At 68.1% G+C, this 23,659-nt stretch carries 22 protein-coding genes; 13 read left to right on the forward strand and 9 right to left on the reverse strand.

Translation table 11 applies throughout. The annotated features are described in order from the left end of the window. The first annotated feature begins 63 nt into the window (after positions 1-63). On the forward strand, positions 64-969 hold the full coding sequence (locus tag ACFOGJ_RS16360) for a LysR family transcriptional regulator (RefSeq protein ID WP_379902289.1): 906 nt from the start codon (positions 64-66) through the stop codon (positions 967-969). A 3-nt stretch (positions 970-972) separates the two neighbouring features. Here the strand turns inward: ACFOGJ_RS16360 and ACFOGJ_RS16365 are convergent, their stop codons facing one another. Both ACFOGJ_RS16365 and ACFOGJ_RS16370 read right to left on the reverse strand, forming a co-directional pair. Then, positions 973-1,578 (reverse strand): 2-hydroxychromene-2-carboxylate isomerase, encoded by a 606-nt coding sequence (locus ACFOGJ_RS16365; RefSeq protein WP_379902291.1) that lies wholly within the window; start codon positions 1,576-1,578, stop codon positions 973-975. Positions 1,579-1,662: 84 nt separating this feature from the next. Then, positions 1,663-2,571, reverse strand: a complete 909-nt coding sequence (locus ACFOGJ_RS16370) for a LysR substrate-binding domain-containing protein (RefSeq protein ID WP_379902292.1) — start codon at positions 2,569-2,571, stop codon at positions 1,663-1,665. Between the two features lie 232 nt (positions 2,572-2,803). Between ACFOGJ_RS16370 and ACFOGJ_RS16375 the strand changes: the two genes are divergently transcribed. The 3 genes from ACFOGJ_RS16375 to ACFOGJ_RS16385 all read left to right on the forward strand — a co-directional run bounded on the left by ACFOGJ_RS16375 (position 2,804) and on the right by ACFOGJ_RS16385 (position 6,010). Continuing rightward, positions 2,804-4,258 carry a catalase gene (locus tag ACFOGJ_RS16375; RefSeq protein WP_379902294.1) on the forward strand — a complete coding sequence of 485 codons (1,455 nt, stop codon included), beginning with the start codon at positions 2,804-2,806 and terminating at the stop codon, positions 4,256-4,258. A gap of 122 nt (positions 4,259-4,380) precedes the next feature. Then, entirely contained in the window at positions 4,381-5,556 is a 1,176-nt protein-coding gene (locus tag ACFOGJ_RS16380; RefSeq protein ID WP_379902296.1) for an acyl-CoA dehydrogenase family protein, read from the forward strand. A 40-nt stretch (positions 5,557-5,596) separates the two neighbouring features. Next, positions 5,597-6,010, forward strand: coding sequence for a lysozyme inhibitor LprI family protein (locus ACFOGJ_RS16385; protein WP_379902298.1), 414 nt, complete (start codon positions 5,597-5,599; stop codon positions 6,008-6,010). 25 nt (positions 6,011-6,035) lie between these two features. On the opposite strand, the gene ACFOGJ_RS16390 is transcribed toward ACFOGJ_RS16385, so the two are convergent. Next, positions 6,036-6,611: a PAS domain-containing protein gene (locus ACFOGJ_RS16390; RefSeq protein WP_379902300.1), complete on the reverse strand. Its 576-nt coding sequence runs from the start codon at positions 6,609-6,611 to the stop codon at positions 6,036-6,038. 361 nt (positions 6,612-6,972) lie between these two features. Here ACFOGJ_RS16390 and ACFOGJ_RS16395 point away from each other — a divergent pair, with 361 nt between their 5' ends. Then, positions 6,973-7,491, forward strand: coding sequence for a hypothetical protein (locus ACFOGJ_RS16395; RefSeq protein WP_379902302.1), 519 nt, complete (start codon positions 6,973-6,975; stop codon positions 7,489-7,491). Positions 7,492-7,500: 9 nt separating this feature from the next. On the opposite strand, the gene ACFOGJ_RS16400 is transcribed toward ACFOGJ_RS16395, so the two are convergent. Continuing rightward, positions 7,501-8,598: a CobW family GTP-binding protein gene (locus ACFOGJ_RS16400; protein WP_379902304.1), complete on the reverse strand. Its 1,098-nt coding sequence runs from the start codon at positions 8,596-8,598 to the stop codon at positions 7,501-7,503. A gap of 80 nt (positions 8,599-8,678) precedes the next feature. On the opposite strand from ACFOGJ_RS16400, the gene ACFOGJ_RS16405 reads away from it, so the two are divergent. Beyond that, positions 8,679-10,595, forward strand: coding sequence for an amidohydrolase (locus ACFOGJ_RS16405; protein ID WP_379902306.1), 1,917 nt, complete (start codon positions 8,679-8,681; stop codon positions 10,593-10,595). Between the two features lie 37 nt (positions 10,596-10,632). Here ACFOGJ_RS16405 and ACFOGJ_RS16410 read toward each other — a convergent pair whose 3' ends face one another. Then, positions 10,633-11,616, reverse strand: coding sequence for a helix-turn-helix domain-containing protein (locus ACFOGJ_RS16410; protein ID WP_379902308.1), 984 nt, complete (start codon positions 11,614-11,616; stop codon positions 10,633-10,635). Between the two features lie 237 nt (positions 11,617-11,853). Here ACFOGJ_RS16410 and ACFOGJ_RS16415 point away from each other — a divergent pair, with 237 nt between their 5' ends. The 6 genes from ACFOGJ_RS16415 (at position 11,854) to ACFOGJ_RS16440 (ending at position 18,409) form a co-directional block, all read left to right on the forward strand. Beyond that, positions 11,854-13,368, forward strand: coding sequence for an amidase (locus tag ACFOGJ_RS16415; protein WP_379902309.1), 1,515 nt, complete (start codon positions 11,854-11,856; stop codon positions 13,366-13,368). Between the two features lie 287 nt (positions 13,369-13,655). After that, entirely contained in the window at positions 13,656-14,537 is an 882-nt protein-coding gene (locus ACFOGJ_RS16420) for a branched-chain amino acid ABC transporter permease (protein ID WP_379902311.1), read from the forward strand. Between the two features lies 1 nt (position 14,538). Further along, entirely contained in the window at positions 14,539-15,771 is a 1,233-nt protein-coding gene (locus ACFOGJ_RS16425) for a substrate-binding protein (protein ID WP_379902313.1), read from the forward strand. A 176-nt stretch (positions 15,772-15,947) separates the two neighbouring features. Beyond that, on the forward strand, positions 15,948-16,976 hold the full coding sequence (locus ACFOGJ_RS16430) for a branched-chain amino acid ABC transporter permease (RefSeq protein WP_379902315.1): 1,029 nt from the start codon (positions 15,948-15,950) through the stop codon (positions 16,974-16,976). A 1-nt stretch (position 16,977) separates the two neighbouring features. Further along, positions 16,978-17,712 carry an ABC transporter ATP-binding protein gene (locus ACFOGJ_RS16435; RefSeq protein ID WP_379902317.1) on the forward strand — a complete coding sequence of 245 codons (735 nt, stop codon included), beginning with the start codon at positions 16,978-16,980 and terminating at the stop codon, positions 17,710-17,712. After that, on the forward strand, positions 17,705-18,409 hold the full coding sequence (locus ACFOGJ_RS16440) for an ABC transporter ATP-binding protein (protein ID WP_379902319.1): 705 nt from the start codon (positions 17,705-17,707) through the stop codon (positions 18,407-18,409). The genes ACFOGJ_RS16435 and ACFOGJ_RS16440 overlap by 8 nt, the downstream gene beginning before the upstream one ends. Here ACFOGJ_RS16440 and ACFOGJ_RS16445 read toward each other — a convergent pair whose 3' ends face one another. The 3 genes from ACFOGJ_RS16445 to ACFOGJ_RS16455 form a co-directional block, all read right to left on the reverse strand. After that, a complete protein-coding gene (locus tag ACFOGJ_RS16445) occupies positions 18,410-19,285 on the reverse strand; it encodes an ion transporter (RefSeq protein WP_379902321.1) in 876 nt (291 codons plus the stop codon). 123 nt (positions 19,286-19,408) lie between these two features. Continuing rightward, the gene (locus ACFOGJ_RS16450) at positions 19,409-20,182 is read right to left on the reverse strand and encodes a glutathione S-transferase family protein (protein ID WP_379902323.1); all 774 of its coding nucleotides are present in this window, start codon (positions 20,180-20,182) and stop codon (positions 19,409-19,411) included. 96 nt (positions 20,183-20,278) lie between these two features. Then, complete coding sequence (locus tag ACFOGJ_RS16455) at positions 20,279-21,058, reverse strand: sugar phosphate nucleotidyltransferase (RefSeq protein WP_379902325.1); 780 nt, start codon at positions 21,056-21,058, stop codon at positions 20,279-20,281. 240 nt (positions 21,059-21,298) lie between these two features. Between ACFOGJ_RS16455 and ACFOGJ_RS16460 the strand changes: the two genes are divergently transcribed. Beyond that, on the forward strand, positions 21,299-22,489 hold the full coding sequence (locus tag ACFOGJ_RS16460) for a methyltransferase domain-containing protein (RefSeq protein ID WP_379902327.1): 1,191 nt from the start codon (positions 21,299-21,301) through the stop codon (positions 22,487-22,489). Positions 22,490-22,504: 15 nt separating this feature from the next. Here the strand turns inward: ACFOGJ_RS16460 and ACFOGJ_RS16465 are convergent, their stop codons facing one another. Beyond that, positions 22,505-23,521 carry a hypothetical protein gene (locus ACFOGJ_RS16465; RefSeq protein ID WP_379902329.1) on the reverse strand — a complete coding sequence of 339 codons (1,017 nt, stop codon included), beginning with the start codon at positions 23,519-23,521 and terminating at the stop codon, positions 22,505-22,507. Between the last annotated feature and the right edge of the window lie 138 nt (positions 23,522-23,659).

Consider the following 23,659-nt stretch of genomic DNA (forward strand, 5'->3'; position numbering starts at 1 on the left):
CGGAGAGACTGGGCCTGCAGCTAATATCAATCAAATGAATGATTATGATGAGATCATATTAATATGATGCATTTATCGCGCATCGACCTGAACCTCTTCGTGGTGTTCGACGCCATCTATGCCGAAGGCGGGGTCACCCGCGCGGCAGAGCGCCTGAACCTGACCCAGCCGGCTGTCAGCCACGCCTTGGCCCGCCTGCGGGAGACCTTCGGCGACCCGCTGTTCGAGCGGCAGGGGCGGGTGCTGGTGCCGTCGCCGCTGGCGCGCAACATCGCGGGCCGGGTGCGCCAGACCCTGCAGGCGATGGAGGGGCTGGTGAACGAGGGGCGCGCCTTCGATCCGGTCGCGGCGCCGCGGCGCTTCGTGATCGGCATGCGCGACATGCTGGAATCGGTCCTGCTGCCGCCGCTCGCCGCCCAGGTGGCGCAGGAGGCGCCGGCCGTGGAACTGACCTCCGCCCTGGTGCTGCGCCGGCGGATGGAGGCGGAACTGGCGGCGGGCACCATCGACGCCGCGCTGGATGTCTTCGTGCCGCAGGCCGGCGCCGCGCGCCGCCAGCTGATCGCCCGCGACGAGATCGTCGTCGCCGCCCGCCGCGATCATCCCGACCTGCGCGGCGGGCTGGACCTGGCCACCTATCTGCGCCTGCCGCATGTGCTGGTCACCTCGCGCCGGCATGGCATGGGGATGGAGGATATCGAGCTGCGCCGCGCCAACCAGAAGCGGCGGATCCGGGTGCGCAGCCAGCATTACTTCGCCGCCTGCCGTATCGTCGAGCGCAGCGACATGCTGCTGACCCTGACCGCCCGCAGCGCGCGGCTGCTGGCCCGCCAGGCGGGGATCCAGCTGCATCCCTTCCCCGGCGGCATGCCGCCGTTCGAGCTCTACCTGTACTGGGATCCGCGCCTGGAGGAGGACCCGGCCGGCCGCTGGCTGCGCGATCAGATCCTGCGGGCGCTGGCGGCGTGAGGCTCAGGCCGCGGCCATCGCATCCTCCACCTGCCCCAGCCGGTCCTTGCCGAAGAACATCTCCCCGTCCACGAAGAAGGTCGGGATGCCGAATACGCCGCGTTCCACCGCCGCCTCGGTATTGGCCAGCAGGGTCTGCTTCACCTCCGCATCCTGGGTGCGCGCCAGAAGCTCTTCCGCGTTCAGGCCGGCGGCGGACAGCACCCGGGCGACCGTCTCCGGGTCGTCCATCTTCTCCCCCTGCTCCCACATCGCGGCCAGCACTGCCTCGGTATAGGGCGCATCGCAGCCGGCGGCCTGGGCGGCGACCAGGCCGCGCATGACCAGCAGGGTGTTGACCGGGAAATGCGGGTTCATGCGGTACGAAGTCAGGCCGTGGCGGGCGATGAAGCGCTGCATCTCCAGCCGCTCATATTCCAGCTTCCCCTTCACCGGGCCGAACGCCTCCATCGGCGAGCGGTTGTTGGTCAGCTTGAAGATGCCGCCCAGCAGGCAGGGCCGGATCGCGACCGTCGCGCCGTGACCCTGCGCCATCGGCGCCAGGACCTTGTGCGCCAGATAGGCGTTCGGGCTGCCGAAATCGAAGATGAACTCAACCGTGCCGGCCATTGGCTTGCCGCCCCCTCTGTCTGACGTCATGGACGCGGATACTGCCCGGAACCGGGGGCGGGAGGAAGGGAAGCCGCCCCGCGTTCAGCGCGCCGGGGTGACGGTGCCGGGCACCGCGTCGCGGATGCAGGCGGCGATCTCTTCCAGCAGCGATGCCCGCGGGAAGCCGGCGCGGTAGACCAGCCTGACCAGACGGCTGGCGGAGGCATCGTCCAGCGGCCGGCAGATCACCCCGGGGTCCTTTTCCCAGGATGGGCGTGCCGACAGCGCCGGGACCAGGGTCACGCCATGCCCGGCGCCGACCAGGTTGACCAGTGTCTCCAGGCTGGTGGCGCTGGTGTCGATCTGCTGCGGCGGTACGGCGGCGGCGCAGACCTCGAGGGCCTGGTCGCGCAGGCAATGGCCGTCGGTCAGCAGCAGCAGATGGACGTCCTCCAGCGCCGACATCTTCACCTGCGCCGCCTTCCCCAGCGGATGGTTGCGGGGCATCGCGACCAGGAACGGCTCGCTGTACAGCGGCAGTTCCCGCAGGCCGGCGTCCGGCGGTGCCGTGGCCAGGACAGCGGCGTCCAGCACGCCGTCGTCCAGGCGGCGCAGCAGAGTATCGGTCAGATCCTCGACAAAGCCGGGCTTCAGTCGCGGGAAACGCTGCCGCAGCGCGGAGAGGCAAAGCGGCAGGAGCGCAGGGGCAACGGTCGCGATCATGCCGAGACGCAGGGCCCCAGCCTCCGGGTCGCGACCGGCCTCCGCCAGTCGCTCGATCTCTGCCGCCTGCTGGAGCAGGACGCGGGCGCGGGCGGCGATCTCCGCCCCCATGGGTGTGGGGCGCACCGTCCGGTTGGACCGTTCGAACAGGTCGACCCCGAGATAGGCTTCCAGCTTCCGGATCTGACCGCTGAGGGTCGGCTGGCTGACATGGCAGGCTTCGGCCGCCCGGCCGAAATGGCGGTGATCGGCGACCGCACAGACGTAGCGGAGGTCACGCAGGTTCATTCGACTTCTCGGGATCCGGTGCGGGAAGACGTTTGATCGGTCTAAACGATCAAATAGATATAAACAATCGATTTTGCCAATGAATGGAACGATTCCATTTTTGCGGCGTTTCCGGGCCGTCATGTGGCACGTCCGGACAGGCATTGCCGGCCGGCTGCGCCGGCTCGCATTGCAGGCAAGCTGCGCACAGGGCGGGCCCCGCAAGAACATATCTCGGATCGGAGACACCCAGATGAGCAATGGCGATCGCAAGCACACCACCACGGATGCGGGCATTCCCGTCGCCAGCGACGAGTTCTCCCTGACGGTCGGCCCGAACGGTCCGCTGCTGCTGCACGACCATTACCTGATCGAGCAGATGGCGAACTTCAACCGGGAGCGGATCCCGGAGCGGCAGCCGCATGCGAAGGGCGGCGGTGCCTTCGGCCAGTTCGAGGTGACCCACGACGTCAGCAGGTACACCAAGGCGGCCGTCTTCCAGCCCGGCACGAAGACCGACACCCTGGCGCGCTTCTCCACCGTGGCGGGAGAGCGGGGCAGCCCCGATACCTGGCGCGACCCGCGCGGCTTCTCGGTGAAGTTCTATACCAGCGAAGGCAATTACGACATGGTCGGCAACAACACGCCGGTCTTCTTCATCCGCGACCCGATGAAGTTCCAGCACTTCATCCGCTCGCAGAAGCGCCGCGCCGACACCAACCTGCGCGACCATGACATGCAGTGGGACTTCTGGACCCTGTCGCCGGAATCCGCGCACCAGGTGACCTGGCTGATGGGCGACCGCGGCATTCCGAAGAGCTGGCGCCACATGAACGGCTATACCAGCCACACCTACATGTGGGTGAATGCGGATGGCGAGAAGTTCTGGGTGAAGTACCACTTCAAGACCGACCAGGGCATCGACTTCCTGACCCAGGAGGAGGCCGACCGCCTGGCCGGCGTCGATGGCGACTATCACACCCGCGACCTGTTCGACGCGATCGCCCGCGGCGACCACCCGAGCTGGACCCTGAAGGTGCAGATCATGCCCTTCAAGGAGGCGGAGACCTATCGCTTCAATCCCTTCGACCTGACCAAGGTCTGGCCGCATGACGATTATCCGCTGCATGAGGTCGGCAAGCTGACCCTGACCCGCAACCCGACCGACTATCACACCGAGATCGAGCAGGCGGCGTTCGAGCCGAACAACCTGGTGCCGGGAATCGGTGTCAGTCCGGACAAGATGCTGCTGGCGCGTGTTTTCTCCTATGCCGATGCGCATCGCGCCCGGCTCGGTGTCAATTACAAGCAGATCCCTGTCAATTCGCCGAAGGTGCCGGTGCACAGCTATTCCAAGGATGGCGCGATGCGGGTGCAGAATGTCTCCGACCCGGTCTATGCGCCGAACTCCAAGGGCGGCCCGCAGGCCGATGGCGAACGCTGGCCCACGGTGGAGACCTGGGAGGCCGCCGGCGAGTTCGTCCGCGCGCCCTACACGAAGCGCAAGGACGACGACGATTTCGGCCAGCCCAATACCCTGGTGAACAAGGTGATGGACGATGCCGCGCGGGACCGCCTGGTCGACAATGTCGTCGGGCATCTGAAGGACGGCGTGACCGAGCCGGTCCTGAAGCGGGCCTTCGATTACTGGCGCAACATCGACAAGACCATCGGCGACCGCATCGAGAAGGGTGTCCGGGGCGGCTGACCGGAACCCGGTCCCGGCAGGAAACCCGCTCCGGCACTGCCGCGGCGGGTTTTCTTTTGCCGGCGCACGGGCGAAGCTGCCGGCCTGTCCCGCCCCGCCCGCCAGCCGTCGGAGAGCATGCCGTGCATCTGGAACTGACCGATGAGGAACGCGCCTTCCGCGACCAGGTGCGGGCCTTCATCGCCGCCAACCTGACACCGGAGCTGCAGGCGGCCGGCCGGGGCGCCACCAGCATCTTCGTGGATCCGGCCTACAGCCTGCCCTGGCAGCGCATCCTGCATGGCCGCGGCTGGGCGGCCCCTGCCTGGCCGCGGGCCCATGGCGGGCCCGGCTGGAGCGAGATGCAGCGCCATATCTTTGCCGCCGAATGCGCCCGCGCCGGGGCGCCGCCGCTGGCGCCGATGGGCCTGCGGATGATCGGGCCGATCCTCATGCACTACGGCAGCGACGAGCAGAAGGCGCACTACCTGCCGCGAATCCTGTCGGGGGAGGACTACTGGTGCCAGGGCTTCTCCGAGCCGGGTGCCGGATCGGACCTTGCCGGTCTGTCCCTGCGGGCGGAGAGCGACGGCGACGATTATGTCCTGAACGGCTCGAAGATCTGGACGACGCATGCCCATTTCGCGAACCGGATGTTCTGCCTTGTGCGGACCTCGCGGGAGGGCAAGCCGCAGGCCGGCATCACGTTCCTGCTGCTGGACATGAAGAGTCCCGGCATTGCCGTGGACCCGATCATCAGCCTGGCGGGGGAGCATGAGCTGAACCAGGTCTTTTTCACCGACGTGCGGGTGCCGAAGGCGAACCGGCTGGGCGCGGAGAACGATGGCTGGTCGGTGGCCAAGTCGCTGCTTGCCTTCGAACGCGGCGGCGGCGCCGGGCCGGGCCTGCAGGCCTATCTGGCCCGGCTGCGGGAAATTGCCGCCCGCCCGCCGGGCGCCGATTGGACCCTGGCGCAACGGCTGGCCCGCGCGGAAATCATGGTGGAGGCAGTGAACATGAGCGAGCACCGCCTGCTCTCGGCGCTGGCCGAGGGGCGCAGCCCGGGACCGGCCTCCTCCCTGCTGAAGACCCGGTCGACGGAAACGATGCAGCATCTCGACGAACTGGCGGTCGATCTCGTCGGCGCCGCCGCCTGCCGCTGGCCCGCGGAACCCGACGGTGCCAACGCTCCGGAACCGCAGCGGGACGAGGCGCAATGGCTGACCGCGCGCTACCTCAACAACCGGGCCGCCTCGATCTACGGCGGCAGCAATGAGGTCCAGCGCAACATCATCGCCCGCATGATGCTGGGCCTCTGAGGCGATGTTCCGCCACATCCGAACCGTGGAGGCCGCAGCCATGCCCGTTCCGATCCTCGTCCTGGTCGCCCTGCTCGCGCTGCCGCTGCAGGCCGCCGCCGCCGATGACTGCGCTGCGCCGCAGACCAATATGCAGATGCAGGACTGCGCCGGCCGCGACTACAAGGCCGCCGATGCGGAGCTGAATGCGGCCTATGGCGAGGTGATGGCGAAGCTCAAGGCGATGGATGCCGAGCTTGCGAAGCAGCAGGCCGGCGGTGGCCTGGCCGCTGCCCTGCGCGAGGCGCAGCGCGCCTGGATCCAGTTCCGGGATGGTCAATGCGGGTGGGAAGCCGCGTTTTTCAAGGGCGGGTCCATGCAGCCGCTGATCCGGACCACCTGCCTGACCGAACTGACCCGCGCGCGGACGGCGCAGCTGCGGCAGACCTGGAAGAGCTACGGCGCCGGGCAATAGCCCGACCTGGAGACGCGGCGACCCGCTATTCCGGCTGCCCGCTGGGCGCGGACGGCAGGCCGGCCAGTACGCCGAACAGCATGTCCACGGTCCGCCCGTCGCTGGACAGGGGGCAAAGCAGGCGCCGGTAGCGCAGCGGCCGGCCGTCTCTGCGCAGATATTCCTCGCTGTCCAGGCTCGGCTCGCCTGCGTCCACGGTAGCGGCGTAGGCGGCGAGGATGGCCTGCTGCCGGCTGCCGAGGTCGAGCTCGTCCAGGAAGCGGCCGGTCAGGTCGGTGCCGAACCGGTTGTTCACCTCGGTGCCGGCGAGGCGGATGCGGAAACGCGGCGGGTGGCGCAGGACGTCGACCAGGAAGACATGGGGCAGCAGGGCCTTGATGTCTTTCGGTTGGATGTCCCGGCGCGAGGGCATGCGGCGATCGCCCCGAATCCGATCCCAATAGTCGAAGGCTCGGACCAGGCGCGGATCGCTGACCCCGCTCAGGTCCAGCGGCACGGAGCAACACCGCGCCCGGCACCGTCGCCGGTGCCAGGATCGCGCGGGACCTCGATCGGGCTGGCCGGGGATACCGCGACGGACCGGGGCCGCTCGGCGGCCCATGCGGAGATCGGGGGCACGGGAGAGACACGATTCATACTGCTGTGCCCAAATTGTTCACGTTCTCGCTACAGATATGGCAATCCTCTGCGATTCCTTTGTGAATGTCAGCAACAATGTCGGCCGTGCAGGCAAGTGAGAGATGCGTCTCAAGCGCAGCGGTCAGGCGTCTGGCGCATAGCGTGGGAGCGGGCCCGCAGTATCGCCACGTCATGACGTTGGATGCGGGATCCGCCGCGCCGCCGGCAGCCGGCCGGGCTTCGTGCGGCACCCGCCGGGGATGCAGGGGACGGTATCTCGCGATGGCCTGTGCTTCCGTATTGTGTTCCCTTGTATCGAATGCCAGCCGATCGGAGAGTAAAGGATGAGCCCTTGTTTGAAGTGGCGCCGCCGGACCATGCTGGCCGCCCTCGTCCTGGCCGTCATCGCGTTGACTGTTGCGCGACCCGCTCTCGCCGCCGACCCGGCGGAAGAGAAGCCGATCCTGCATCTTGAGAATGCCGATGGCAGCAAGGTGGTCGAATTGTCCCTTGCGGACCTGCAGGCGTTGGGACGGGTGACATTCGACAGCTCAACGCCCTGGACCGATGGCGCGGTGCGGTTCGAAGGCGTCCCACTATCCGCGGTGCTGGACACTGTCCGCGGCACCGAGAGCCGGTTGCAGGCGGCGGCCCTGAACGACTATGCGATCGAGATGCCGATCGAGGAGATACTCCCATTCGAACCGGTCCTGGCCTGGGCCCGGGATGGCCGCCTGATGAGCGTCCGCAACCGGGGGCCGCTTTGGCTGGTGTTCGATTTCGACCGATTTCCGGAGACCAGGAACGAGACGTTCCTGGCGCGGTCGATCTGGCAGCTCAAGTCATTGCGCTTGCAGCAGTAGCCGGGCGCGTCAGTCGAAGCCGTCCAGGATCGAAGCGAACAGCTCCGCGACCTGGGCTTCTTCCATGTCCCGGGCGATGATCACCAGCCGGGTCCGTCGGTCGCCGCCGGGCCAGGCCGCCAGGTGGGTCAGCGGGTGGAAGACATGCTGCGCCCCCTGCACCACGGCCGGCCGGCCCGGTGTCTCTGCAATATCCACCAGGCCCTTCACGCGCAGGAGATCGGGACCGCGGAATGCGGTGAGGGTCTCCAGGAAGAGTGCCAGGGCCTCCGCGGCGACGGGGCGCTCGGCCGTCAGGCACCAGGCCCGCACTCGCGCGTCGTGCCGGTTCGGGTCGTGACGATGGTGATCGTTGTGATGCCCGTTGGCGGGAACGTTGGCCTGCCGGACGTCGGCACGGGCGAGCCACGGCGCGAGGTCGTCCGCCGCGCCGGCCGGATCGGCTCCCGGCAGCAGGAAGGCAGGGTCCAGGCGGCCTTCCGTCGCCCGTCCCAGCGGCGCCGCCGGATTGATGCGGCGCAGGGCGCGCACCGCGGCCTCGGGGTCCGCAGCCAGGTCGGCCTTGGTCAGCACCAGCCGGTCGGCGACCGCCACCTGTTTCACCGCTTCCGGGTGGCGGCCCAGCGTATCGGGCCCGTTCACCGCATCGAAGAGGGTGGCGACCAGGTCCAGCCGGACATGCCTGGACAGCGCCTCTTCCGCCAGTAGGGTCTGCAGGATCGGCACCGGGTCGGCCAGCCCGGTCGTCTCCAGCACCACCCGGCGGAACGGCGGGACGGTGCCGGCGTCGCGGCGGGCGAACAGCGCGCCGACCGCGTCCGCCAGGTCGCCGCGCACCGCGCAGCAGAGGCAGCCGCCCTTCAGCTCGATGACGGTTTCGTCGGCCGCCTCCACCAGGTCATGGTCCAGGCTGATCTCGCCGAACTCGTTGACGATCACCGCCGTGTCGGCGAACGCCTGGCTGTGAAGCAGGCGGCCGAGCAGGGTGGTCTTGCCGGCCCCCAGGAAGCCGGTCAGCACCGTCAACGGCAGCGGTGCCGCGATGTCGGAGGAAGCCCGCGCCGGTGCCGCCGGATCGTCATGCGCCGTCTGTCCGAATTGTGCCATGCTGCCGTTCCTGTGTCTGAATCGATGTCCCTGAAGCGGCCGCGCATGCGGCGTGCCGGGGCGCAACAGCGGAGGATGCCATGCGCCAGGCCGGCAACGAACCCTATGACTGCTTCTGCTGCGGCCCGCTGGTCGCGGAGCTGGGCCGGCTCGGCCTGCTGGGCCGGATGCCGGCCGGGCTTCACGACCGGGCGCCGGGCCCGGCGCCGACGGCATCGGGCGGCCGGTGGCGCAGCATGCAGGCCCGTCGCCGCTTCCTGCAGGCGGCGGCACTGCTGGGCGGCGGGGCGGCCAGCGCGGTGCTGGCCGGCGACGCCTTCCCCGCCGGCGACGGCGGGCTGGCACTGGCCGCGGCCGCGGCGGGGGCCGCCGCGGCGCATGCCGGGCCGGAGACGATCATCTTCAGCGGCGGCACCGTGCTGCCGGTGGACCCCGCCTTCTCGGAGGCGGAGGCCCTGGCGATCCGCGGCGACCGCATCCTGGGGGCCGGTCGCCTGGACGATGTGCGGCGCCTTGCCGGGGCGGGCGCGCAGGAGGTCGACCTCGACGGGCGCACCCTGCTGCCGGGCTTCATCGAGCCGCACATGCATTTCGCGCTGCTGGCCGGCTTCGGCCACTGGCCCGATATCGGCGCGCGCAACCATGCCACCGTCGACGGCGCCCTGGCGGCGCTGAAGGCCCATGCCGCGAAGGCGCGCCCTGGCGAATGGATCATGGCGCGGCAGTTCGACCCCTCCCTGCAGGCCGGTCCGGACGCCCTGACCGTGGTGGAGCTGGACCGGATCTCCGACAGCAGCCCGGTCTTCGTGCTGAACGCCTCGGTGCACCTGGCCTATGTCAATTCGCGCGCGCTGGAGGCGGCGGGGATCACGGCGGACACGCCGGACCCGGTCGGCGGCGAATATGTCCGCGGGCCCGACGGGCGGCCGAACGGCACCATCAAGGGCGGTGCCGCCCACCTGCCGGTCCTGGCCTGCAACCCGGCGCTGAAGGACCGCGACCTGATGGAGGTCGGGCTGCGGGTCTGCGGCGATGCCAATGCCGTCGGCGTCACCACCTTCTGCGACCAGGCCACCGGTGGGCTCGGCGCCCGCGACGAACTGGCGCTGTACCGGCGGATGGCGGAGAGCGGCCGCCTGACCGCCCGCATGCGGCCATCCCTGTTCAACGATGCCGGTCCTGCCTGGGATGAACTCGGCGTGGCCTGCGGCGACGGCGATTCCCTGGTCCGGCTGACCGGCTGGAAGATCGTCGCCGACGGCTCCAACCAGGGCTATACCGGGCTGCAGCGCGAGCCCTATTTCCGCACCGGGCGGAACGGCATGGCCTATATCCCGCAGGACCGGCTGGTGCAGGCGGTGTCGCAGCGCGCCGCTCAGGGCTGGCAGGTGGTGATCCACGGCAATGGCGACCGGGCGATCGACAATATCCTGGATGCGGTGGACGCCGCGGCGGCGGCGGGTGTCGACGTGCCGGCGCGGCGGATCCGGATCGAGCATTGCTCGATCCTGCACGACGACCAGATCGCGCGGATCCGCCGCCACGGCATCTCCCCCAGCTTCCTGATCGGCCATGTCTACTATTGGGGCCAGGCGTTCCGCGACGACATCTTCGGGCCGGAGAAGGCACGGCTGCTGGACCGCACCGGCGCCTGCTCCGCGGCCGGCATCACCTGGACGGTGCATTCCGATGCCACTGTGACGGAGCTGAACCCGCTGCGCTGCATCCACAACACGGTGACCCGGCAGATGTGGCGGGAGCCGGAAAGCGTGCTGGCGCCGGAGGAATGCGTCAGCGTGGAGCGCGCCATCCGGGCGGTGACCCGGGACGCCGCCTGGCAATGCCATTCGGAGCATGAGATCGGCAGCCTGGAGCCCGGCAAGTTCGCCGACCTGGCGATCCTGGAGGAGGACCCGCGCAAGGTCGATCCGGCGCGGATCAAGGATATCCGGGTGTCAGAGACCTGGATGAACGGCCGGCAGGTCTGGCAGGGCTGAGTCGCGACAGCGGCGAACGATGGGGCGCGGCGGCGTCTCAGCGGCGCTTGAGGGAACTCGGCGCGCGTCCGAAGGCCTGGCGGAACGCCCGGCTGAAATGCGACAGGTCGCTGAAGCCGGCGCCGAACGCCGCCTCGGTGACCTGCCGCGCGCGGCCCTCCGACAGGGCGCGGTAGCTGGCCGACAGCCGCTGCTGCCACAGCCAGCGCATCGGCGTCGTGCCCTCGGCCACGAACAGGCGGTTGAGGGTGCGCCGCGACATGCCCAGCGCGGCGGCCACATCTTCCACATGCAGGTCGGGATCGTGCAGGTTCTCGCGCATGTACCGTTTGGCGCGCGCCAGGATGTCGTCCTCGCCGGCATCACGCTGCCGGTCGCCCTCGATCGCCGCCACCAGGATGTCCACGGCAGAGGTGCCGATCCGGTCGAGGGCGGCGGAGCCGCCCGCCGGTGCGGCCGCCAGCAGCTCCCGCAGGACGGCGGCCGCCAGGCGCACATAGGGCGTGCCGCCGGACAGGCGGCAGGCAGTCAGGCGGTCGGCGCCCGGCAGGCGCTCGTAGACGGCCGGCCAGGGGACGCTGACCAGCAGGGAGCGGGTGTCGCCGTGCGCGGCCAGGTCGAACGGGCGACCCTGGTGGTAGTACATCAGGTCGCCCGGCTGCAGGGCCGCCGCCCGGTCTTCCTGGGCGATCGTGACCCGGCCGTGCAGCACCAGCAGGAACTGGTAATGGTCGCGCGGGTCGCAGCGGATCTCGTCGGGCCGGCGGGTCCACCGCATCGCACCATGGCCGGAGAGCTCGACCTCGCCCAGCGCCAGCGGCCCGCAGCGCCAGTTCGAGGCGCGGGACTCGAAGCTTTCGTCGTTCAGCCGCCGGCAATCGGTCACCGAGTAGTGGCGGCAGATCCAGTCATGCCAGTAGTCGAAGCGGTCGGTATCCCGGACCGAGATCGCCCCGTCTGCGTGGAGTCCGTCTGCGTGGAGTCCGTCTGCCTGGATTCCGCTGTCCGCGTGCGCGTCCAATTCCGTCTTCCGTGCCTCCGCCGATGCGCTGGCCTGCGCATCTGTCTTTTGCGCCAAGTCTTGGCGATTTCGCCGGGCAATACCAGCACGCAGCGCATCCCTGTCCCGCAGCGGCCAATCGCTGTCCCGCAGAGGCGAGCGGCCTGGCGGCCGTGGTGGTATCGCTGGTGCCGATCCTCGGGAACAGCCGCCCGAGGACCAGCCGCCCGAAGACCAGTCGCTGCCAGGAGCATGAGGATGACCGTCAGCCTGCCCACGCCCGACCAGCTCCGCGCCGTTGCCGCGCAATGCGGCCTGCATCTGACCGACGATGCCGTGACGTCCTATCTCGGCCTGATGCAGGGCATGACGGAGGCCTATAACGCCGTCGGTGCGATGCCGGACGAGCTGCCTGCGGTCACCTATCCGCGCACGCCGGGCTATCGTCCCGACGGCGCGGAGAATTCCCGCAATGCCTGGTACCGCAAGGCCCGCGTGCAGGGTGCCGCATCGGGCAAGCTGAAGGGCCGGACCGTCGCGCTGAAGGACAACATCATGCTGGCCGGCGTGCCGATGATGAACGGCGCCTCCACCCTGGAGGGCTACGTCCCGGAGTTCGACGCGACCATTGTCACCCGCATGCTGGATGCGGGGGCGGAGATCGCGGGCAAGGTTCATTGCGAGTATTTCTGCCTGTCAGGCGGCAGCCACACGAATGCCACCGGGCCGGTCCACAATCCGCACCGGATGGGCTATTCGGCCGGCGGCTCCTCCTCCGGCTCCGGCGTGGTGGTCGCGCTGGGCGAGGTGGACATGGCGATCGGCGGCGACCAGGGCGGCTCGATCCGCATGCCGTCGTCGTTCTGCGGCACCTACGGCATGAAGCCGACCTGGGGGCTGGTCCCCTATACCGGGATCATGCCGATCGAGGTGTTCATCGACCATGCCGGGCCGATCACCGCGAATGTGGCGGACAATGCCCTGCTGCTGGAGGTGATCGCCGGCGACGACGGCTATGACCCGCGGATCAAGGCGCCGCAGGTGCCGGCCTATACCGAGGCCCTGGGCCAGGGTGTCGCCGGCATGCGGATCGGGGTCCTGAAGGAGGGCTTCGAGCAGGAGGGCGCCGAGGCGGCGGTGAACGAGAGCGTGCGGGAGGCGGCGAAGCGCTTCGCCTCGCTGGGCGCCACGGTGGAGGAGGTCTCCGTCCCCATGCACCTGCTGGCGCCGGCGATCTGGATGCCGATCGGCGTGCAGGGCCTGACCCAGACCATGATGTTCGGCGACGGCTATGGCACCAGCCGCTCCGACCTCTACGCGACCTCGCTGATGGACCGCCATCGCGGCTGGCGGGGCCAGGCCGATTCCCTGTCGGAGACGACGAAGGTGCTGATGATGTTCGGCACCCATGTGAACAACCATTTCGGGCCGCGGCACTACGGCAAGGCGGTCAACGTCTCCCGCCGCCTGAAGGCCGCCTATGACCGGGTGCTGGCGGAGTTCGACCTGCTGCTGATGCCGACCACGCCGATGAAGGCGACGCCATTGCCGGCGGCCGGCGCCGGTGCGGAGGAGATCTTCGCCCGGGCGCTGGAGCCGACCACCAACACCCTGCCGTTCGACATCACCCATCATCCGGCGATGTCGCTGCCCTGCGGCATGGCCGATGGCCTGCCGATCGGCCTGATGCTGGTCGGCCGGCATTTCGAGGAGACGGTGATCTACCGCGCCGCCCATGCCTTCGAACAGGCGGGCGACTGGAAGCGGATGTAGGGAGGCAGCAGCGTCATGGCGGCGTCGGAAGCCGGATCGCAGCAGGAAAATATTTTCACCTGTATTGCGTCCCGGCCCGATTTCGGTCGTAATGCGGCTTCACTGCACTGCACCATGACCCCGAGGCGATGCACCGGCGGGGCGCCAGCCGGGGCGGAGCAGTCCTGGGGAGGAAGCCCGCCGGTGATATTCCTGGGGGGAAAGCCGGAGGGCGCAGGCAGGCACGGATCGCCGCGGCGATCCGGCTGCGCGGCGGTGGCAGCGTATTTGATGGGGGGTGCGACCGCATGGAGGTCGTGAAGCTCGTATTCGACATCCTGGCGTTCACCTCCATCATGGTGCTGGTGGTCCTCGGGCTTGGCGTCATTGCCAGCATGATGGGGATCTTCAACTTCGCGCATGGCGAGTTCGTGCTGCTGGGCGCCTATACCGTCTACCTGTTCTCCACCGCCGGGCTGCCGGTCTGGCTGGGCATGATCGTGGCGCCCGTGGTGGTGGGCGCGATCGGCCTGGCGCTGGAGCGCGGCATCGTGCACCGCTTCTATGCCCTGCCGGTGGCGGCGATGCTGGGCACCTGGGCGCTGGGCCTGATCATCCGCGAGATCGTGCGCGGCCTGCTGGGCGGGCTCTACTACAACGTGCCGGAACCGGTGCCGGGATCCTTCTCGCTGTTCGGGGTCGAGGTTTCGGCCTGGCGCGCGATCGTCATCGTCGTGACGGTGCTGATCGTGCTGGCCTGCTATGCCTTCATGACCCGCACCAGCTATGGCCTGCGGATCCGCGCGGCGCTGGAGAATCCCTCCCTGGCGCGCTCCTGCGGGATCTCCACGACCCAGCTCTATGCTTTCACCTTCGCCTTCGGCGCCGCGCTGGCGGGCCTGGCCGGCGCACTGATGGTGCCGCTGTTCCAGATCTTCGCCGACCTGGGCGTGCGCTTCCTGGTGCAGGGCTTCCTGTCGGTGATGCTGGGCGGCATCGGCACCTTCGAGGGGCCGGTGCTGGGCGGCGCGCTGATCGGCGCCATGGTGCCCGGCTTCCAGTGGCTGCGGGAGATTCCCGGTGTCAGCGACCTGGTCAACCCGGTGTTCGCCGAGGTGCTCGTCTTCGTCGTGGCGATCGTGATCGTCAAGCTCCGGCCGCAAGGCTTCGTGAAACAGGGGAGGATCTGACATGTCAGACGATACATTCGACCGGGACCGCCGCCAGGGCCCGTCCCGGCGCCGCTTCCTGCAGGGCAGTGCCACCGCTGCCGGCGCCATCGCCATCGGTGCCGGCAACTGGGTGCTGCCGGCCAAGTGGGCGCATGCGCAGGGGCCGATCAAGATCGGCATCGCCACCGACATCACCGGCCCGATCGGCTATGCCGGCAATGCCGACTGGAACACTGCCCAGCTGGTGGTGAAGCAGATCAACGATGCCGGCGGCATCGCCGGCCGCCCGGTGGAGCTGTACCTGGAGGACACCGCCTCCAACGAGACGGTCGCCGTCGGCAATGTCCGCAAGCTGATCCAGCAGAACCAGGTGGATGTCGTTCTGGGCGGCATCACCTCCTCGATGCGGCAGGCGATCAAGGACCCGATCGTGCGCCGCGGCCGCACCCTCTACATCTATCCGCAGCTGTACGAGGGGCAGGAATGCACCCAGTACCTGTTCAACACCGGGCCGACCCCGGCGCAGCAGTGCGACCGGCTGATCCCCTGGCTGATCGAGAAGGGCAACAAGCGCTTCGCCATGCCGTCGGCCAACTATGTCTGGCCGAACCTGCTGAACAAGTATGCCCGCAAGGTGATCGAGGCCAATGGCGGCGAGGTGGTGTTCGAGGAATACTACCCGCTGGACCAGATCGAATATTCTGCGACCGTCTCCAAGATCATCAACGAGAAGGTCGACTGCGTCTTCAACACCGTCATCCCGCCCGGGGTCGGGCCGTTCTTCAAGCAGCTCTACGAGGCCGGCTTCCAGAAGAACGGCGGTCGCCTGTGCTGCGTCTACTATGACGAGAACCTGCTGAACGTGAACAAGGCGGAGGAGATGGAGGGGCTGGCGTCCTGTCTCGACTTCTTCCAGGACATCGAGGATCCGTTCAGCCAGCAGATTCTGGCGGACTACAAGGCGATGTTCCCGGACACGCCCTACCAGTTCACCGCCGGCAGCGCCGCGACCGGCACCTGGCGCGGCCTGAAGCTGTACGAGCAGGCGGTGATCGCCACCAATGGCGACGTCTCCCGCGATGCGGTGAACGAGGCGATGCAGACCGCGAAGATCGAACAGGGCCCCGGCGGCGGCGCCGAGATGGTGCCGGGCAAGTGGCACTGCAAGATGAATATGTACATCGCCGTCGCCCATAACGGGCAGTACGACGTGGTCGAGAAGTACGACATGGTCGATCCGAAGGAATGCTGATCCGCTGCATTCCCCATAGGTCCGACCTGCCGGCCTGACCGGCATCCGACAGGCCGCCCGGCCCCGCAGCACCTGCGGGGCCGGGCGGTCCCCATCTTCAAGCGTTCCAGCCCCGAGGCGCCGACGACATGGCCGAACAGGCAGAACCTGCAGCGACAGACCGGGCGCCGGATCCCGTGCGAGCGACCGCGCCGGTGGCGCGACGGCTGCCGGTGATCGAGGTCGTCGTGCTGGTGGCCTTCCTGCTGCTTCCGGCGGTGCTGGAGCTGACACTCGACAACACCTATTACCTGACCGGCCTGGCGACCCGCATGCTGCTGCTGGCGATCTTCGCCATCAGCTTCGACCTGTGCTGGGGCTATTCCGGCATCATGGCGTTCGGCCAGGGCCTGTTCTTCGGCGCCGCCGGCTATGTCGTCGGCCTTCTGGGCCGCGACGCGGAACTGGCGCAGCTGGTCGTCACGGTACCGATCGCGATCCTGGTTTCCCTGGTCTTCGCCGGGCTGATCGCCTGGTTCCTGCTGCTGGGGCGCCGCACGCCGACGATCATCTTCGTCGCCATGGGCACCCTGACCGCCTCCTACGCCGCCGAGCGGCTGGCCGGCGGCTGGAACTATATCGGTGCCGCGAACGGCCTCTCCTCCATCGAGATCATGATGCTCGGCGGCCTCGAGTTCTTCGATGGCGAATACCACTTCTACTACCTGGCCCTGGCCTTCCTGGTAGCGGTCTATGCGCTGTGCCGGATGATCGTGAAGTCGCAGTTCGGCCTGGTCCTGGCCGGCATCCGCGAGAACGAGGAGCGGCTGGCCTTCTTCGGCTATCGGGTGCAGGTGTTCAAGGCGGTGATCTTCACCTTCGCTGGCGCGGTGGCGGGCCTGTCCGGTGCGCTTTACAGCTATCACGAGGGCTATGCCGGCATCGACATGCTGGGCATCCAGACCTCCACCATGGCCGTGCTCTATGCCTTCGTCGGCGGCACCGGCACCCTGATCGGTCCGGTGATCGGCGTGGTGGGGGTGGAGGTGGCGACCAACTGGCTCGCCGACCTGGAGGGGATCCGCAACTACTGGCAGTCGATCCTGGGCCTGCTGCTGCTGATCGTGATCGCCTACCGGCCGACCGGCCTGCTCGGCTTCATCGTCAGCCATCGCGAGCGGGTGGGCTCCTACGGGCGGCCGCCGAAGAGCGGCAGGAAGCGCTGAGATGGCGCTGCTCGAAGTCCGCGGTGTCGGCAAGACCTTCGGCGGCCTGAAGGCGCTGGAGGGGGTCGATGTCGATGTCCAGTCCAACACCTTCCACGGCCTGATCGGGCCGAACGGGTCGGGCAAGAGCACCCTGCTGAAGGCGATCGCTGGGGCGCATTTCGCCTCGACCGGGACGATCACCTTCGACGGCGGCGACATCACCCGCGCCACCCCCTACGAGCGTGCCCGCGCCGGCCTGTCGCTGAAGTTCCAGATCACTGCGGTGCTGCCGTCGCTGTCGGTCTACGACAATGTCCTGATCGTGCTGCAGACGCGGGAGACGGTGTGGAGCCTGGTCCGTTCGCGCACCCGCGGCGCCCTGCACGACCAGGTGATGGAGGCGCTGGAGCGGTTCCGCCTGGCCGACCATGCCGACACCCTGGCGGGGGAGCTCTCCCACGGCCAGCAGCAATGGCTGGAGATCGCGATGGCGCTGGCGCCGCGGCCCAAGCTCCTGCTGCTGGACGAGCCGACCGGCGGCATGAGCCCGGAGGAACGGCGGGTCACCGGCGAGCTGCTGGAGCCGATCCGGCAATGGTGCGCGCTGGTGATCGTCGAGCACGACCTCGATTTCATCAAGGATATCTGCGACCACCTGACCGTCCTGCAGCAGGGCCAGGTGCTGCAGAGCGGCACGGTCGAGGAGATCGAGCGGTCGGACAAGGTGCAGGAGGTCTATACCACCCGTGTCTGAGGCAAGCCCCATCCTGGACGTGCAGCAGCTCTCCTCCGGCTATGGCCGCAGCCGGGTGCTGTTCGACGTGTCGCTGAAGGCGGGCCGCTCGGGCGGGGTGGCGGTGCTGGGGCGCAACGGCGCCGGCAAGACCACCCTGCTGAAGACCCTGGCCGGCGAGCTGAAGCCGATGGGCGGCAGCATCACCTTCGACGGCCGCGACGCCACCAACGAGGCCACCGAATCGCGGATGCGCCGCGGCATCGGCTATGTCCCGCAGGAGCATGCGGTGTTCGGCAAGCTGACGGTGCGGGAAAATCTGCGCATCGGCGCCCTGTCGAAGCGCAACGAGGGCGCGATCGACACCGTCCTCGACTTCTTTCCGAAGCTGGCCGAGCGGCTGGGCCAGCAGGCCGGCACCCTGTCGGGCGGCGAGCGCAAGATGCTGGCGATCAGCCGCGCCCTGCTGGGCAAGCCGACCCTGCTGATGCTGGACGAGCCGACGGAAGGCGTCTGGGTCGGCGTGATCGAGGAGATCGCCGACCGGCTGGGCAAGCTGCGCAGCGAGATCGGCATCATCATCGTCGAGCAGCATGTCGAGCTGGCGCTGAAGATCGCCGACTATGCCTATGTCATGGACCGCGGCGAGATCGCGCTGGAAGGCCCGGCCGACCAGATCCGCGACGACCCGCGGTTGCTGCGCTACCTCGCTCCCTGATCAGCGGGCACCCTGATCTCCCTCGGCCCGCTCCCCTTCGGCCCGATCTACCGCGACCTGGGTCTGCTGCAGGGTGCCGCGCAGGTCCGAGACCTCTTCCCGCAGCGCCCGCAGTTCGGACAGCAGTTCCGCGCGCTCGGTATGGGCCTTCGCCTCGATCTCGGCGCGGGCGGCCTGCGTCTCCTCGTCATGGGCGGACTGCATCGCGTTGACGATCAGGGCGATGAACAGGTTCAGGACCGCGAAGCTGGTGATCACGATGAACGGCACGAAGAACAGCCAGGCCAGCGGATGCACCTCCATCACCGGCCGGACGATGCCCATCGACCAGCTTTCCAGGGTCATGATCTGGAACAGCGAGTACATGGAATTGCCGATGGAGCCGAACCATTCCGGGAAGCTGGCGCCGTACAGCTTGGTGGCGATCACCGCGGCCACGTAGTAGGCGATCGCCAGCACCGCGATCACCGACCCCATGCCGGGCAGGGCCGACAGCAGCGCGCCGACCACGGCCCGCATCTGCGGCACCACGGAGATCAGCCGCAGCACCCGCAGCACCCGCAGTGCCCGCAGCACCGAGAACTCGCCCGCCGCCGGCAGCAGCGCGATGCCGACGACGATGAAGTCGAACAGGTTCCAGCCCTGGCGGAAGAAATGCAGGCGCTGGGCATAGATCTTCAGCAGCAGTTCGACCACGAAGACCGCCAGCGCCGCCATGTCCAGCACGGTCAGCAGGGGACCGGCGGCCGCCATCGCGGCACCCGAGGTTTCCAGACCCAGGGTGATGGCGTTGACCACGATCACGACGGTGACGAACAGGTTGAAGACGCGGCTCTCGGTCAGCCGCTGGACGCGGCCGCGAAGGTCGGCGGTCATGGAACTCCGGATCCTGCAAGATGGTGTCGACGCGCCGTGGCGCATCTCCGGCCCGGTGGCCGCGCCGGCGGTCGCACTATAGCGCGCGACGCTCCGGACCGTCAGGGGGTGGCTTCGCGGCCGCTATCCGATCAGGCGCAGGACCAGGCTGGGGCGCAGCCGGTCCCAGACATCGGCCTGGCGGAAACTCGGCCGGCCATGCACCCGGTCCCAGTAGGCGGCGACGGCCGGCCGCGCGCCGATGCGGCGCCCCTGCCGGCAGAAGCGCAGCCGCGCCAGGAAGACGGTCGCCAGGACGTCCGTCGCATTGAAATCCGCACCGCCGAACAGCGGGCCGGCCTGTGCCAGCTGCGCGTCCATCTCCGCCAGCAGGGCGTCGGCCTCGGCCGACAGGGCGGCCCAGCGCGGGCCCGGCGGTTGCGAGAAGGCGGCGACCCGCTGGTCGAACACCGCCGCCCGCCTGCGATAAGCATCGCCGAGGTCCGGGTTCTGCTCCGCCAGCTGCAGCATGTCGCCGCGGATCTCCGCCAGCTTGCGCGGAAACAGGAAGCGCACGACCGGGTTCCAGCGCATCAGCCAGGCGAAAGTGAACTGGTCGACGGGGAAGCGGTAGAGCCGAGACAGCAGTTCGGCCTGCGCGCCGGCCGCCGGCTGCGGCCGGGCCGCATCCAGGATCAGGTGGCTGTCCGGCAGCACCCGGTCGCCGTCGACGAGGACCGGCACGGTCATCTCCGGGTTCAGCCGCACGAACCAGGGCTGCTGGTTTTCCCGCCCTCTGTGGATGTCGACCGGTCGGGAGGTGTAGGACATCCCGGCTTCCGCCAGGGCCAGCCGGGCGATCATCGAATAGTAGGATGAATCCGTGTTGTAGAGGGTGGGCAGCTGCGTGTCAGGCATGGGAGGCCGCGACCGGTGCAGGTTGATCCTGCCGCAGAGTAGGGGATTGCCTGCATCCGTGGAACTGGAAAGCCGATCCGCACAGGCCGCGTCGCGCTACGGCGCCGGCGTTACAGTAGCGGAGCCGCGCCAGAGCGCTCCATCGCGAAAGCCTTCGGCAAGCGGCGCGAGCACCTCGAAGGCTTCGCTGAGGGAGGACGCCGTTCCGATGTCGAGAAACCGGCAGCGTTGCGGCCATGCCCAGATCGTTCCTGGCGGAAGCCGCATCATGACGTCACGTTCGAAGGAGCCCTCTGCCATGCCGCGGAGGCGTGCCATGACCGGTTCGGACAGCAGGTAGATCCCGCCATTGATCCAGCCTCCGCCGGCCGGACGTGCATGCGGCTTCTCCAGGAACCGGGCCACCCGGTTCTGCGCGTCGAGCGACAGGAGCCCGAAGCGCGCCGCGTCGGGGACCTTTACGGCGACCAGGCCGAGTTCTGCCTGGTGCGGGAAGGCGGCGCAGAAGTCCGGCAGGTGGATGTCGACCAGGGTGTCGCCATTGATGACCAGGCCTGGCCCGGACGGGCGGTCGTGCAGCGCCAGGGCGATTGCTCCCGCTGTGCCTCGCGGCGCGGTTTCGACGGTCCAGTCGATGGCGAATGGCAGGCAGCCGGTACGCTGCTGCAGTGCGGGGATGATCCGATCGGCACCATAACCAAGAGCGAAGGTCACCCGCGTCGCGCCCTGGCGCCGCAGCCACGACAGAAGGTAGTCCAGGAACGGACGACCATGTATCGGGACAAGCAGCTTCGGCAGGCCCGGCTCTACGACATCGCGCAGTCTTGTGCCGAGCCCGCCTGCCAGAACCACGATGTCCGGGACCGGCGGGCTCACGGGGACCGTCCGAAGCGCAGGCCCTTTTCCGCCCGGCCCGGCGGGCGGGAGCTGCTGGGTTGGAGAGTGGCAGACTGCCGTTCTGGCATGGCGTGGCAAGACCCTGGTGCGGTTGCTGGCGGCGGGATCCTGTCCGCGACCGCGCCCCTCCGCTTCCAGACAACTTTCGGAGGAAACGGCGCTCCTGTAGGTTCGGCCCGGCCAGGGAGACAGGATTGTTCAGACGGTGAAGGGGAACAGATGTATCTCATTCCGCTCGAGGAAATCAGGGCGCTCGTTGCGGGAAAGCGTGTGGCAATTCTTCTCCAGGGTCCGTCCGTCCGGGACGCGCGGCTGGACGAACTGCTGCGTCTGGACGGGGAGTGGATCATCGCCAGCCTGAACAAGGCTCGGGCGGTGGAGGACCTGCTGCCGCCGGGCCGGGGTTTCGACATCGTATACTGCACGGCGAAGCAGCGGATCGAAGAGGATCTCGACTGGTACTCAGCATATCAGGGCTTCCTGGCACTGTCTTTCGAAGGCTGGAAGCTTCTCGGCAAGGGCATGATCTACCAGGAGGAAGCTCCCTTCCTTTTCAATTCGATCACCGGCCTGCTTTACCTGCTGGCGCGTGGCGGCGCGGCTGACATCTTTATTTTTGGTGCCGACGGCCATGGCGACGGCTATCACAACGAGCAATTGTTCGACGGTCCTGCTTCCTGGATCAGCCGTGACACCGCGGTGATGAACAAGTTCTTCTGGCCAGTGGCGGAAACCTACGGCATATCGCTTCCCCGGGTCACCAATGTCACGCCCGGCTCGGCGATCTCCTGTTTCCCGATTCTGGACCAGGAGGCTGTCGTCGCGCGCGAACGACACGACCGGCTCAACCGCGCGGCCGCACTGGAAGGGCGGTCGACGGGCCTGGTCTGGGCTCCGACTGTCCTGTCCAAGCTCGGCATCCGTGCACGTTCTTCGCTATGGGACCTGGGTTGCGGCAATGGCGAGGCTCGGGACTGGTTCCGAGCCCGCCGCGTGGATGCTGCAGGCATCGACTTCTCGGGGCGGCCCGACGTCGAGGCCTGTCTATGGCTGCTGCCCGCTCTGTATCGCCGCGACTTCATCTATTGCGTGAACGTCCTGGAACATATACCGGAAGCACATATCGACACTGTTCTGCGCAGCGCTGCGGCGCTGATGGGCGCAACCGGGTTCTTCTACATCCGCACGGCCGCGCGCGAGGATGCGCCGCCTGCGGAGACATTGCGCCCCGCGGCCTGGTGGGTCGCCCGGATCGAGGCGCATTTCGCGATAATGCATCTGCTGCAGGACGACGGATTCGAGGCGTTCTTCCAAGGCGACTGGTATGTGATGCAGATGGACAGGCATGTCGGCACGGCCAGGGCGCCACGCGACCCCGACTGCATTGGGATCTTCGTCACCGGCAAGTGACCGGCTGCACCGCGATCACGCGTCCCAGTCGATGAGCATCCGGGTGAGGTAGCGCAGCGTTTCATCATCGCCGATCCGTGAACGGAGCCAGCTTGCAGGGACGCGCTCCGGCGTCACTCTGGCACTGTAGGCATTCGGCCCATAGCCGTAGCGCGCCCAGAACAGCAGGCGGGGCCCCTTCGGCGGCACGCCGCGATGCAAGCCGAAATTGTCCTCCGCGAAGGTCGTGCCTGCCGAGCCGGCAATGCGGAGGATCCGGTCGCCAAAGATGGCATGAATCAGCGGGTCGATATAGGGGTTCGGCGCGAACAGGATCCGGGGGTCACGGTACTGCTGCTTCAGTTCCGCCTCCTCGCCGCTGCGGGCATGCTCCCCATGCCAATTCGCGAAACGCTCCAGATTGATGTCGCGGCGGTGGCTGCCCTGCACGAACTCGTGGGAGCCGGCCGCGTCGCTGACATCGTTCAGCAGAATGAAGAGGGTGACGAAGCGGAGATCGTCGAAGTCGCGATGGAAGTGCTGCACCCCGCGGACGAGATCGTGGCCGGGAAAAGACCAGTACATGTTGCAGCCGTACATGGTCGGCATGCAGCCCAGATAGGCGGCAGCCAGGTCGCGGATCGCCGGCGACAGGGCGGCCTCCAGAAGGTGAGGCACCTGCAGGATGTGATCGACGCGGTAGCTGGCGACAGGAACCGTGTTGCGGACCTGTTCGAACAGCAAGGGCGTGCGGCTGCTGCCGCTATAGGACTGGTTGTCGTAGACGGGCAGTTGCGAGATGTGTCGCAGAACCTCGATGCATTGCTGCCGGGTCAGGAACGGCTCGAAGAAATGCACGCCAGTCTCGGCCATGTCCGCTACGGCCTGACGGCTCTCCGCCGGGGCTTGCGAAGCCGGCACCGGATGGCGTGCGGCAACGAAGTCGCGCACCCTGACCGCCGCCGCCTCGCGTACCTGCTTGTCGGAGAAGTGCTCGATCATCTGGCCATAGGCAAAGCGCAGTAGAGCATCGTCAGTATGGTTTTCGCGCATCGACCTGCCTGTCGCTTCAGTTCGGCCGGCCCGGTGCCTGAAAGCAGGCCGGCATATGCCCGTCAAATCTACTGCCTGCGGATGGTTCAGTCATTGCCGGGATCATGCCTGCGGCGCGATGCCCGTGCCGGCCTTGCC

The organism is Marinibaculum pumilum (genome assembly GCF_042646425.1).
In the GTDB taxonomy this organism is placed as follows: domain Bacteria; phylum Pseudomonadota; class Alphaproteobacteria; order Ferrovibrionales; family Ferrovibrionaceae; genus Marinibaculum; species Marinibaculum pumilum.